This window comes from Brevibacterium sp. FME17 (genome assembly GCF_014897515.1).
Classification (GTDB): domain Bacteria; phylum Actinomycetota; class Actinomycetes; order Actinomycetales; family Brevibacteriaceae; genus Brevibacterium.
Genome location: NZ_JABUYD010000014.1, coordinates 68,494 through 81,359 on the forward strand (window position 1 = coordinate 68,494; position 12,866 = coordinate 81,359).

Consider the following 12,866-nt stretch of genomic DNA (forward strand, 5'->3'; position numbering starts at 1 on the left):
TTCACCTGACCGGGCGCACGTCCGCTCGCTTGGCGAGGCCGACCGTTCTCGACAAGCTCGGCTCCATCGGTTCTGCCGAATTGCCCTGTTTTCAGGTGGGCCTTCGTGCAGTGCATCCGATATTGACGGGTCACACCTGCAGCGAAGTCTTCACCCTTCTCATCGCGAACGCGCTTGCTGAATACGTCGAAACTCGAGTGTCTGCCTGCATATGGGAAGGGTGGGCGAACGACGAGGAACCGTCTGGCTGCGAACCGTTCCGATACAGAGGGCGCACCTATGCCAAATGCTCGATTGTTCTACGTGACTTGAACGAACTCGACGCCGAATATGGTCCCGTCAGTCTCGTATGGCCAGCCGATCAGTCGTGGTGCATCTACAACGACATCGACACAATCGACACGTTTGTAGGCGGCTCGATTGAGGTCGTTGACGCTATCAAGGCCGTGCGCGGACTTGAAACATTCGACGGTGAACAACCTGCCTCACCCCACCAGCCGCACATGCGCCGCCAGGCCGGCATCCTCTTCGGCCAGTACCCTCGCAGTCGAGAGGATCGTTGTCTCCATCGCCGAGGCGGCTCTGGTCGGCCGTACGTCGCCGCGGGCGGCGAGGCTGACCGTCCGATTCAGGCTTGGCTCCACCAGCTGTGCTGAGACCAGCTGGGGCCGGTCGACGAGGACCATGGCGGGAACAATGGCGACGCCGAGGCCGCGCTCGACGAACCGCAGCACCGCGTCCATCTCAGCGCCCTCGACGACGATATTCGGCGCCAGTCCTGCGGCGTCGAAGGCCGCCGAGGTGGCTTCGCGCAGATCGTATCCGTGATGGAACAGCACCTGGGGGAGTGCCGCGACCTCCGCCAGAGTCACCGTGTCACCTGGCAGGAGCGCGGACCTGCCCCGACCGTCGGACGGTAGCGGCTCACCTGCCTCCGTGGCAGCAATCACCACCAGATCCTCACTGAGCACCCCCTGCATCCGCAGCCGCGGCATCTGCGCACTCGGACTCAGCGTCCGCGTGATGAGCGCAAGGTCTAACTCACCCGTACCCAGCGCCTCAATGAGCTCCCGCGATCCCTTCTCGACCAGCTCGAGCCCGACCCCGGGATGCTCCTGATGGAAGTTGCTGATCGCCTCGGCGACGAGGCTGACGCACAAGGTCGGCGTCGCACCCAGGCGGATGCGACCCTTGCGCAGGCCCGCGAGCTCATCCATGTCACGGCGCACCGCCTCGGCGTCGGCGAGCATCCGTCGTGCACTCGGCAGAAGTGTCTCACCCGCGGCGGTGAGACTGATGTGTCCATGGGCGCGATGGAAGAGTTCGGAGCCGAGCTCCTTCTCCAGCGTCGAAATCTGCCGACTCAGTGACGGCTGCGCCAGGTGAAGAGTGGCGGCGGCCTTCGTGAAATGACCGGTGTTGGCGACCTCGACGAAGCTCGCGAGCTGTTCCAGATTCATGCTGATAGCGTACCGCTATCGAGTTGAGCGAAACAATACATTGGACGCATGAGGTGGTCGAGCCTAGCGTGGAAAACATGAACTCCACAGCACAGAATTCGAAGACCACACAGGGCAATTCCCGCACACACGAACACACGATCTCCACCTCGGTGCTGGTCATCGGAACCGGCGGATCCGGTCTTCGGGCCGCAATCGAGGTCGCCGAATCCGGCACCGATGTCCTGGCCGTCGGCAAGCGACCCAAGGACGACGCCCACACCTCGCTGGCGGCCGGCGGCATCAACGCGGCCCTGGCCACGATGGACCCCGACGACTCCTGGCAGCAGCACGCCGCCGACACAATCAAGGAATCCTATGACCTCGCCAACCCCCGCACCGTCGAAATCGTCACCCAAGGAGCCGAACAGGGAATCGCTGACCTGGAGCGATATGGAATGGACTTCGCGAAGGAGGACGACGGTCGGATCTCGCAGCGCTTCTTCGGCGCCCATACCTGGCGTCGCACCGCTTTCGCCGGCGATTACACGGGACTCGAAATTCAGCGCACCCTCATTCATCGTGCCGAGGCCCTAAACGTCCCCATCCTCGACCGCGTCTACATCACCAAACTCCTCGTCGCCGACGGGCGCATCTTCGGCGCCTTCGGCTTCGACATCGTCGACGGCTCCCGGTATCGGATCCATGCCGACGCGGTCATCCTCGCCGCTGGTGGGCACAACCGGATCTGGCGCCGCACCTCATCACGTCGCGACGAGAACACCGGTGATTCCTTCCGCCTGGCCGTCGAAGCCGGAGCCCGTCTGCGCGATGCCGAACTCGTCCAGTTCCACCCCTCGGGCATCATCGAACCCGAGAACGCCGCCGGAACACTGGTCTCCGAGGCTGCACGCGGTGAGGGCGGAATTCTGCGCAACGCACTGGGGGAGCGGTTCATGGAACGCTACGATCCAGAACGCATGGAACTCTCCACCCGCGACCGCGTAGCTCTGGCCGCCTACACCGAGATCGCCGAGGGCCGCGGGACGGAGAACGGCGGCATCTGGCTCGATGTCTCCCACCTGCCGCGCGAGACCATCATGAACCGCCTGCCGCGCGTGTTCCAGACGATGATGGAAACGCAGATGCTCGACATCACCGTCAGCCCCATCGAGATCGCCCCGACCGCGCACTATTCGATGGGCGGGGTGTGGGTCGACCCGGTCGAGCACAGCACCGACGTCGAAGGGCTGTGGGCCATCGGCGAAGCGTCATCCGGGCTGCATGGAGCCAATCGCCTCGGCGGCAATTCGCTCATCGAACTCCTCGTCTTCGGCCGCATCGTCGGAAAGTCCGCCGTCGCGTACTCATCAGAGTTGGGTGCGCAGGTGCGGTCGCGGTCTGCCATCGCCGAGGCGCGGGCTGAGATCGATGATCTCCTGGCTTCCGAGGGTACGGAGAATGTCCGGGCGCTGCAGCGCGAGATCCGCAATCTCATGACCGAGCATGCCGGAGTCGTCCGCGATGAGGCTGGATTGTTGGAAGGACTCGAGAAACTCGCCGGCATCGAGGTACGCATGGGTGAGGTCGGAATTCACCCGGATATCGCCGGCTACTCCGATCTCTCACACGCCTTCGACCTCAAGTCCTCGGCACTGGCGGCTCGGGCAACCCTGGAATGCGCACTCGAACGCAGGGAGACCCGCGGCTGCCACAATCGCAGCGACTACCCCGAACAGGACGAGAGTTTGCAGGTCAACCTCGTGTGGTCACCGTCCACTGGAGTCGTGCAGGAGAGCATTCCAGCAGTCGATCCCGAGGTTGCCGAGCTCATGCGAGATGACGAGATCAGCCAGGTCGGCAAGCTCGTCGAGTGAGTCGGAACCTTCGAGCGCGAGCTCTCCGCGAGGGTCCTTCAGGCGGCGAGCTCGCGCTTCCAGTCTCCGACCAGGCTGATCATCGTGAAGCCTGTGAGGAAGGCCGAGAAGGTGGCCAGGTGTCCGATGGCGACGATTTCCAGGCCCGCGTCGGTGGTGTCTGTGGTTAAGAAGACTCCGGTTGCTGCCACTGAAACGGCTCCCCACGCGGCGGCCACGAGTGCACCCGGGACTCGGGGCAGAGCTTTCGACAGCATTCCGGCGATGAAGCTGAGGGCGATAGCGCTCCAGACTACTGATTCCACGTTGATCACATCACCGGATACCCAGCTCGTGGGTGCCCGGGAATCTCCTCCGCTAATGTGCTCGGCATTGAGCGCTTGAATGGCGCCGCAGACCATAGTAACCGACAAGGTTCGTTGAGTACACAATATGACGCATTCTGTGTTGTCGACATTGTCCTTATTACTGGCGCTGCCTGCCGATCGGCGAGCTGAGCGTCCTGTCCAAGGTCGCATTGCTTCGGTCCGAACTTGATGCATCTATCAATGCATGCATCTGATAGTTTGGGTGTGTGAATGATCTGCTGACGCTGCCCTGGGAGACCACCGACGACGCTTCTCCGATCGCTGCGCGGATGGCGGCCTGGGCCGCTCGTGAGGTGATCGAACAGCGGTATGAACCTGGAATGCTCCTCACCGAGGCTGATCTCGCCGAGGCGCAGAAGGCCAGCCGCACCCCGGCCCGGGAGGCTATGCTCCAACTCGAGCGGTGGCGCTTGGTCCGCCTCGTGCCCAAGAAAGGGGCCATCGTCACAACGGTCACCGGCGAAGAGCGGCGGGACCTGCTGGCCGTGCGCGCCATGTTCGAAATCGACGCAGTCCATGCCCTGAGTGCCGACGCCGAGGTGATGGAGGCCTTGGCGGCGGACCTGCAGTTCCTCCTTGGTCGGCAGCGCGAGGCTCTGAGCGGCGACTCCTCACTGGATTTCGCGAGCAGTGACTACGCCTTCCATGCCCGCATCATTCGCAGCGGCCGGAACGCGGTCACCGACGAACTGCTCTCCACCATCGGCCCCCGCCTGGCTCGCCTGACTTACCAGGCCGTCATCGATCTGCCCTCGGCTCTCGAAGACCTCTTCGCCGACCACGAACAGCTCACCGAATGCGCCCGCCAAGGAGATTCCCCACGATTTACGAGACTCGTCCGCCAGCACATCGATCACGGTCACTTCCAGCAGAACCGGACCCGGTGACACCCGATCCAGCGGTGACCTCAGACTCGGCCACGCCGACGCCAGGCCCGACAGCGATGCCCCCTGAACCCGTCCGTCGCCGAGGCGGTGCCTGGCTTCGCGTTGCACCTGCCATCTTCCTGCTTGCATGGGGCGGCAATCACTTCACCCCGCTCGTCCATATGTACGAGGAAGATGGAGGATACGCGGTCTGGCAGGCCAATCTTCTCCTGGGCATGTACGTCGGCGGGCTGATCCCGGGACTTCTGATCGCCTCGGCGATATCGGATCGTCGCGGACGCAAACCCGTGCTCATAGTCGGCACCATTGCGGCGTTGGTCGGCAGTGTGCTCCTCGGCATCGGCTTCGACCTCTTCTGGCTTCTGTGTCTGGGCCGGGTGCTCGCCGGTGCGGGCGTCGGCGTGGCGATGTCGGTGGGCACGAGCTGGATCAAGGAACTCTCGATGCCGCCTTTCGACCACAAGGCCGGAATCACAGCAGGCGCTCGCCGCCCGGCACTGACTCTGACCCTGGGATTCGCCGTCGGTGCCGCGGTCACCGGATGCCTGGCACAATGGGGGCCAGTCCCCGAGGCGACACCCTATGCGGTGCACGGACTGCTCAGCATCGTGGCCCTGGCCATCCTGTTCGCCGCGCCGGAATCTCTGTCGCGGGAACAGCGGCGCTCTCAACACTGGTGGAGAGGCCTGCGCGTTCCCCTGGTGGGACACCGCACGTTCGTGCGCCTCATTGCCCCTGCGGCTCCCTGGGTCTTCGGTGCAGCGGGCATCGCCTACGCTGTGATGCCGGCACTGGTCCAGGACGAACTGGGGGAGTGGACGACCCTCTACGCAACCGTGCTCACCGTCGTCACCCTCGGTGCCGGGGCGCTCGTGCAGAACAGCGTTCCCCGGATCAACCGGTGGACGGGCGGGCGCGCACTCGTCGTCGGCCTCGTGCTCATGACCCTCGGGATGGCGCTCGCCGTGGTCGCGTCCCTGGTCGCGGATCCAGTCCTCGCCCTGGTCGTGGCCATCGTGCTCGGCATCGCCTACGGCATCTGCGTGGTGGCCGGTCTGGTCATCGTCCAGGCCATCGCCGAACCGGACGACCTGGCCGGCATCACCGGCGTCTACTATTCGCTGGCCTACTCCGGGTTCCTGCTGCCCACTGTGCTCGCGGCGCTGCTGCCGGTCATGCCCTACAGCCGCTCCTTGGCTGGGGTCGCCGTGATCTGCCTGCTCTGTCTTGGCGCTGTGGCGCGCGCCTCGAACCGGCCGGGGTGAGAGACGCGGACCGACCGACGACCCTTGCCACGGGCAACTAGGATGAAAACGGAATCCTCACCACGCAGACGAATCGATGACGATGGAGGAGCCACTGTGAGCCAGGAACCGCCGTCACTGTTTGAACCTGACGAGGCAGGTCGTCCCCTTGCCGATAGATTGCGCCCGAAGACACTCGAAGACGTGCTCGGACAAGAGCACCTGCTCGGACAGGACGCCCCCATCGGCCGGATGGTCGACGAACGCCGACTGGTCTCCATGGTGCTGTGGGGGCCACCAGGCTGTGGGAAGACAACCATTGCGCGACTCCTCGCTGAGCGAACAAACCTCGTCTTCGAATCGGTTTCAGCGACCTTCTCCGGTGTCGCCGAACTCCGCAAAGTCTTCCAATCAGCTGCCAAGCGCCGCGAGATCGGCCAGGGCACGATGCTGTTCGTTGACGAGATCCACCGCTTCAATCGCGCCCAGCAGGATTCCTTCCTCCCCTACGTGGAAGACGGCACGGTCGTGCTCGTCGGTGCGACCACGGAGAACCCCAGCTTCGAACTCAACTCAGCATTGCTCTCCCGCTCCCAGGTCTTCGTCCTCAGCCGACTCAACGAGCAGACACTGACCACACTCATCGAACGTGCCGAAGCGGCCACGGGAAGATCACTTCCTGTTGACGCGCAGGCCCGGCAGGCGATGGTGGCGATGGCCGACGGTGACGGTCGATACCTGCTCAACCTCATCGAACAGCTCCAAACAGTCAGCGGGACACTTGACCCTTCTGCCTTAGCCGAGCTGGTTCAGCAGCGCGCACCGATCTACGACAAAGGCCAGGAAGGCCACTACAACCTCATCTCCGCCCTGCACAAGGCGATGCGCGGCTCCGACCCAGACGCGTCACTGTACTGGTTGGCACGAATGCTCGACGGGGGTGAAGATCCGCTCTACATCGCCCGACGTCTGGTGAGGTTCGCCAACGAAGACATCGCGATCGCCGACCCGCAAGCCGTCCAGCAGGCGCTGGCGGCATGGGACGTCTACGAGCGTCTCGGATCTCCAGAAGGTGAGCTCGCCATCGCCCAAGCCGTCGTCTATCTCGCAACCGCACCGAAATCCATCGCCGTCTACCGTGGATTCAACGCAGCAAAGAAGCTCGCGAAGCAGACGGGGTCTCGCATGCCACCGGCAAATATCCTCAACGCCCCGACGAAGCTGATGAAGAATCTCGGTTATGGAGAAGGATACGAGTACGATCCCGACCGGCCCGGAGGTTTCTCGGGGGCGAACTATTTTCCCGAGGATATGGAGCCGCAGAGGGTGTACCGGCCCACCGGCAATGGCTACGAACGCGTCATCGCCGAAAAACTGGCCGAATGGCACCGGTTGCGTGCTGAGAGGCGGATGCAGGAAGACGAGAAAGACCAGGAAGCGCAGGACGACGACGGAACCGAGATCTGAGCACGGAGGTCACCTCGGCGCGCCCAGTGACGATATTCAACGACGACAACAGCTCGCAACGACCAGATAGGGATCGACACCATGCTCGGACAATCACGCCAGAAGCCGTCACCAGCCGTCAGCGCCTTCAACGACATCATGGGCAAACACCACGTGCTCACCTCGGCCCGGGCGACAGCACCATTCGCCAAAGGCAATCGCTTCGGCGGCGGCAATGTGCTCGCCGTCCTCAAGCCGGGCAGCCTCGTCGACATGTGGCGGGCCCTGCAGGTCTGCGTCGATCACGACCTCATCGTCATCCCGCAGTCGGCGAACACCGGACTGACCGGAGGGTCGGGACCCGGCGATCAGGACTATGACCGTGAGATCGTCATCATCTCGACGCTGCGCATCAACGAGATCCACCTCATCAACGACGCTCGTGAAGCCGTCTGCCTGGCAGGCTCGACGCTCTTCGAACTCGACGACGCCCTGGCCGCCCACGACCGTGAACCACATTCGGTCATCGGCTCATCCTCGATCGGTGCGTCGGTCGTCGGTGGCATCGCGAATAACTCCGGAGGCAGCCAGATCCGCAAGGGTCCGGCGTTCACGAAGCACTCGATCTTCGCCCGAGTCAACGACGAAGGCAAGGTCGAGCTCGTCAATCACCTGGGCATCAGCCTCGGCGATGATCCCGCGCACATCCTCGACAAGCTCCAGCGCGGCGACTGGGCTCCCGCGGATGTCACGCCGCCGCCGGAGGACGCCACGGAGACCGAATACGGCGAGCACGTCCGCAAGATCGCCGATTCTCCCGCACGCTACAACGCCAACCCGAAATTCCTCCACGAAGCATCCGGGTCGGCGGGCAAGCTCATGGTCTTCGCCGTGCGCACCCGCACCTTCCCCAAGCAGAAGGAATCGACGACCTTCTACATCGGCACCGACAGCCCCGCCGAGCTCGAGGCCCTGCGCCGGGCGATACTGACCTCGGACATGCCGCTGCCGATCTCCGGCGAGTACATGGGACGGCCCTCCTTCGATCTCGCCGAGAAGTACGGCAAGGACACGTTCGTCTCCGTCAAGCACGCCGGCAGCCGCGAACAGATCAAGCTCTTCGCGTTGAAGAACTGGGCGAACGGGGTCTTCGCGAAACTGCCGTTCTTCGGCCAGACAGTCGCCGATTCCATCGCCCAAGGCGCGTTCAGCCTGTTGCCGCAGCAGCTGCCGGACCGAATGCTGGAGTACCGCGACCGCTTCGAACACCACCTTCTGCTTGTCGTCAGCGGTGACCAGAAGCAGAGGACCGAGGAGTTCCTCACGACCTTCTTCGCCGAGGCGAGCCATGACGGTGACTTCTTCATCTGCACTGCCGATGAGGCTCAATCGGCCATGCTCCACCGTTTCGGTGCCGCCAGCGCGGCAACCCGGTACTTCAACCTCAACCGTGACGACTCGTCGGACATGATCACCTTCGATGTCGCACTGCGTCGGGACGAGGATGACTGGCTCGAGGTGCTGCCACCGGAGATCGCCGAGCAGCTGCACATCAGCTCCTACTATGGTCACTTCTTCTGCCACGTCCTCCATCAGGACCACGTGGCGAAGAAGGGTGTCGACCCGGTCGCGTTGAAGAAGCAGATGATGGCGCTGCTTGAGGAACGAGGTGCCGCGGTTCCTGCCGAGCACAACTACGGTCGCCTCTACCGTGTGCCGCCGGAGATGGAAGCTCACTTCAAGGAACTCGACCCGTGCAATGTCTTCAACCCCGGTGTCGGTGACACCTCGCCGCACAAGAATTGGGCCTGACCGTAGGCACGTGCTGCTGAGCGATCAAGCGGAGTTCTCCGTGGACTATTCGACAGATCGCTTGGTGATCTGTCTGTCGCGGAGGGCGTCGCCGAGGGGACGGCGGTCAAGGATCTGCAACCGCCACCAATTCATCGCTTTGAACATTCCGGACCCGATTGTGCCGACGATGCGACCTGATTCGTCTGTGTAGGCGGCAACGAATCGGTGGTCCTCAAGATTTCCCTCGACCACGTGAAATCCGCTGTCACGGGAGGGGAAGCCGAAGCTGCGCAGTTTGAGATCGTACTGGTCGGACCAGAAGTACGGGACAGACTTCGCCGAGGTCGGCGTGAGTTCCAGGATGTCGCGTACGCAGGAGAGAGCGTGCTCATTCGCGGTCTGCCGATGCTCCACGCGCACGTGGCGTTCCTGTGTGGGATCCCACCATGCAGCCACGTCGCCGATGGCCCAGACATCATCGGTGGCGCATCCACTCGCATCACAGCGCACACCACCGGCGCCGGGCTCATTCGACGCGGTCAGGGGAACCGAGCTTGACCGCAGCCAATCAACGGCAGGCCGGGCTCCCACGGCGACGAGAATCGCATCCGCAGATACCGTTCTTCCGTCGTCGAGTGTGACTCCGGTGGCCTGGCCCATGCCTTCCTCGATGGAGCTGACGCCATGTCCGAGTTCAAGCTTGACTCCATGGTGGCGATGCAGCTCGGCGATCATGGATCCGATCTCGTCGCCGACCACATTCTGCATCGGCAGTTCGAGAGGATCGATCAACGTGACCTCTTTGCCCAGCGAGCGAGCGACGGCGGCGACTTCTGCGCCGAGGAATCCTGCGCCGATGACTGCGAGTCGTTGGGCCGTCTCCAAATCGGCTTGCAGAGTCAGAGCGTCGTCAAGAGTGCGCATCACGTGGACACCGTCGAGATGGTGTCCGAACGGCAGCTCTCGTGCGGTGACTCCAGTGGCGATGATCAAAGCGTCATACGCGATCTGCTCGCCGGATTGGAGGGTGAGCTGATGGGCTGCGACATCTGCTGAGGCGACTCTGGTGCAGAGGCGCAGCGTCACATCGGCATCGGCCAGCAGTTCACCGGTGCGCAGCTCGGCCTTTTCGGGCAACCAGGTACCGGCCAATATCTGTTTGGACAGTGGTGGTCTGTCGTAGGGCATATGGCGTTCCTCACCGAAGATCAGGATCTCTCCGGTGTGGCCTTGAGCCCGCAGTGCATCGGCGGCCGCGATTCCGGCGGGGCCGGCACCGACAATGACGACCTTCTTCGCTGAAACGACTCTCGTCACTTTTTGTGAATGCGGATTGCGGCGGCAGGACACAGTGCTTCCGCCTCCTTGGCGGAGCTCTCCTGTTCGGGAGAGGGATTCTCCTCAAGCAGAAAAGCCACTCCGTCATCATCCCGCTGGTCGAATAAGTCCGGGGCTGTGATGACGCAGTTTCCAGCCCCGATGCACGCGTCTTGGTCCAGTTCGATTCTCAACAGATCCTCCTACGTTGACCGTCAACTATTCGTCAAGCGACTGATTTGTCAAGCGACTGATTTGGGGGAGAAGCATCACTCACATTATAGGTGCCGCGACTTCCCGCGCCTCTTTGTTCACTCTTCATGCAGTCTTCGCTCACTCCTCGTCTTCGATATCTGCCGCGCTCTCCTCCTCGAGGCGCGCTCGTTTGAGCTTGCGGTGTCTTAAGACGGCGAATGCGGTGAGGGCGATGACTATGCCGATAATCGCGCCGGTGACAAACGAGCCGTTGCTGGCTCCAACCAGCGGTGACCCAAGACCGACATCGATCAGGGGGTGGCCGGTGGTCTGCTGGAAGGCGATTGCGGCCACCCAAGCAGCGGTGAATACTGCTGATACGGCGTAGGAGACAACGATCCGTTTATTGGCTGCCCGCGAGACCGCCAGAGTAAAATCGACACCCTCACGTTTGCAGTATGCGGGCACTGCGAGACCGGCCACTCCGGTTCCAAGGACCAAAGGGATGGTCCAGAGGCCAGCGCCGATGACGGCGAAGAGCACGGCGAGGGCGAAGAAGACGTGTGTCGAGACGACAGAGCCGAATGTATAGGCGCGGAGGATGACATCACGTTCCCGTTCATCACCCATCGAGGGATCGTCGAGACCGGTGATTCTGTCGGCGAATGCATTGGGACGGGGTTTGCTCGCGTTGCTGTTATTCATGATTCCTCCTTCAGCGCGAAGATCTCTTCCACGCTGGTCTCCAGGGTCCGGGCGATCCGCAGCGCCAGGTACACGCTGGGAGCATAGTCGCCACGTTCGGTGGCGATGATCGTCTGCCGCGATACGCCGGTGAGCTGGGCCAGTTGAGCCTGAGTGAGACCGACCGACTTGCGGACGTGTTTGAGGTTCGAGGTCTGAACTTCCATCCCACTCCCTATGTCAAAGATTCTTTACATCGAAAGTAAAGCATTGTTGACATAGGTGTGTCAAAGATCATTGACATTCGGAAGGTGTTTCGCGCTGGAGAAGGGTTTGCGGTGCAGCCGCAACCTGCTGTCCGAACCCAGCGCGCACTACCCCTCGATGCGCACCTGTCGTCCTGGACGGTTGACCCGCACCTCGTGACTTGAGCGTTTCGGGTTGAGCAGCTTGAGCAGGCTCAGCGCCAGCAGCGCACCGACGATGGCGCACCCGGCGGGCAGCAGCATCGCGGTCTTGGCATTTGCCGCGTCGATGATGTTGCCGGCAATCGCCGATCCGAAGGCGACGCCAAAGCCCAGTGAGGTGCCCAGCCAGGCGAACGCCTCGGTCAGGCGCCGAGGTGGTGCGAGCTGTTCGATCACTGAGTTCGCGCCGATGAGGCTCGGGGCGATCGTGAAGCCGACGAGGAACAGGATGATCGTGTAGGAGATCATGCCTTGTGCCAGCATCATCGAGCAGGCGCCGAGCGCAAGGAGGGACACGGTGATGCCGAAGCGATGATGGGTGGCTGAATTCCAGTTTCGCGACCCATAGAGTGCGCCGGCGATGAGTGAGCCCAGGGCGAAGGCGCTGAGCAGGATGCCGGCCAGGGACTTCACTCCCTGCTCGTCGGCGAAGGCCACAGCGATGACGTCGATGGCGCCGAAGTTCACCCCGAGGAACACGTTGACGATGATGATCGTGAAGATGCCCGGGTTGGAGAATACATGGCCCCTGGCCTCTGTGGTGCGTTCGATCGGTGGGGGTTCGGTCGACTTCTGCACGTAGAGCAGGGCCGAGCCGATCCCGGCGGTGAGCATCGAGAGTATGATGCCTGCCGGTGGGAACACAGCGGTGGCGAGCACTGTGGCGATGACGGGGCCGGTGACGAAGAGCAGCTCATCGGCCACGGATTCCCACGAGAATGCAGTCTGCAGCTTCTTCGGCGAATCCACGATGTGTGACCAGCGGGAACGCACCAGCGACCCGACGGAGCCGACGGTGGCACCGCCGATGCCGGCGAAGACGAAGATGAGTCCCACCCACCAGTCGGCGTAGACGCAGACGATGAGCAGCGAGAGCGACACGAGGTGCGTGATGACGATGGGCACCATGACAGCAGCTTGACCGCGACGGTCGACAAGACGCGCGATCCCGGGCCCGGCAAGCGCTTGGATGATCATGTACACGGCGGCAACGATGCCTGCCAGACCATAGGAGCCGCTGACGCCCTGGATGAACAGAACGATTCCCAGGCCCAGAACTGCGATGGGCATACGTGCAACAAGACCGGCCAAGGAGAACTTGAGAGCACCGGGAAGAGACAGAATTTCCCGATAGTTGTTGAACACCA

General features: G+C 62.8%; 12 protein-coding genes. 5 read left to right on the forward strand and 7 right to left on the reverse strand.

Features of this window, described 5'->3' with window-relative positions; translation table 11 throughout:
• Positions 1 to 485: 485 nt before the first annotated feature.
• Entirely contained in the window at positions 486 to 1,460 is a 975-nt protein-coding gene (locus INT40_RS13410; protein ID WP_101573276.1) for a LysR family transcriptional regulator, read from the reverse strand.
• Positions 1,461 to 1,537: 77 nt separating this feature from the next.
• Here INT40_RS13410 and INT40_RS13415 point away from each other — a divergent pair, with 77 nt between their 5' ends.
• Positions 1,538 to 3,316, forward strand: coding sequence for an FAD-dependent oxidoreductase (locus tag INT40_RS13415; RefSeq protein WP_226831319.1), 1,779 nt, complete (start codon positions 1,538 to 1,540; stop codon positions 3,314 to 3,316).
• A 38-nt stretch (positions 3,317 to 3,354) separates the two neighbouring features.
• Here the strand turns inward: INT40_RS13415 and INT40_RS13420 are convergent, their stop codons facing one another.
• Positions 3,355 to 3,621 (reverse strand): hypothetical protein, encoded by a 267-nt coding sequence (locus INT40_RS13420; RefSeq protein WP_193096247.1) that lies wholly within the window; start codon positions 3,619 to 3,621, stop codon positions 3,355 to 3,357.
• Positions 3,622 to 3,890: 269 nt separating this feature from the next.
• Between INT40_RS13420 and INT40_RS13425 the strand changes: the two genes are divergently transcribed.
• From INT40_RS13425 to dld, 4 genes are all read left to right on the forward strand, one after another.
• A complete protein-coding gene (locus INT40_RS13425) occupies positions 3,891 to 4,571 on the forward strand; it encodes a GntR family transcriptional regulator (RefSeq protein WP_193096248.1) in 681 nt (226 codons plus the stop codon).
• Positions 4,568 to 5,836 (forward strand): MFS transporter, encoded by a 1,269-nt coding sequence (locus INT40_RS13430; protein ID WP_319021993.1) that lies wholly within the window; start codon positions 4,568 to 4,570, stop codon positions 5,834 to 5,836. Before INT40_RS13425 ends, INT40_RS13430 begins: the two co-directional genes overlap by 4 nt.
• A gap of 96 nt (positions 5,837 to 5,932) precedes the next feature.
• A complete protein-coding gene (locus INT40_RS13435) occupies positions 5,933 to 7,282 on the forward strand; it encodes a replication-associated recombination protein A (protein ID WP_193096249.1) in 1,350 nt (449 codons plus the stop codon).
• Between the two features lie 81 nt (positions 7,283 to 7,363).
• Entirely contained in the window at positions 7,364 to 9,073 is a 1,710-nt protein-coding gene (dld, locus tag INT40_RS13440) for a D-lactate dehydrogenase (protein ID WP_193096250.1), read from the forward strand.
• Between the two features lie 45 nt (positions 9,074 to 9,118).
• On the opposite strand, the gene INT40_RS13445 is transcribed toward dld, so the two are convergent.
• The 5 genes from INT40_RS13445 to INT40_RS13465 all read right to left on the reverse strand — a co-directional run bounded on the left by INT40_RS13445 (position 9,119) and on the right by INT40_RS13465 (position 12,864).
• Positions 9,119 to 10,372 (reverse strand): NAD(P)/FAD-dependent oxidoreductase, encoded by a 1,254-nt coding sequence (locus tag INT40_RS13445; protein WP_193096251.1) that lies wholly within the window; start codon positions 10,370 to 10,372, stop codon positions 9,119 to 9,121.
• Entirely contained in the window at positions 10,369 to 10,566 is a 198-nt protein-coding gene (locus INT40_RS13450; RefSeq protein ID WP_101573287.1) for a ferredoxin, read from the reverse strand. The genes INT40_RS13445 and INT40_RS13450 overlap by 4 nt, the downstream gene beginning before the upstream one ends.
• Before the next feature lie 139 nt (positions 10,567 to 10,705).
• Positions 10,706 to 11,272 carry a hypothetical protein gene (locus INT40_RS13455; RefSeq protein ID WP_101573289.1) on the reverse strand — a complete coding sequence of 189 codons (567 nt, stop codon included), beginning with the start codon at positions 11,270 to 11,272 and terminating at the stop codon, positions 10,706 to 10,708.
• Positions 11,269 to 11,478 carry a helix-turn-helix transcriptional regulator gene (locus INT40_RS13460; protein ID WP_101573291.1) on the reverse strand — a complete coding sequence of 70 codons (210 nt, stop codon included), beginning with the start codon at positions 11,476 to 11,478 and terminating at the stop codon, positions 11,269 to 11,271. Before INT40_RS13460 ends, INT40_RS13455 begins: the two co-directional genes overlap by 4 nt.
• Positions 11,479 to 11,625: 147 nt before the next feature.
• Positions 11,626 to 12,864, reverse strand: a complete 1,239-nt coding sequence (locus INT40_RS13465; RefSeq protein WP_193096252.1) for an MFS transporter — start codon at positions 12,862 to 12,864, stop codon at positions 11,626 to 11,628.
• Positions 12,865 to 12,866: the final 2 nt, after the last annotated feature.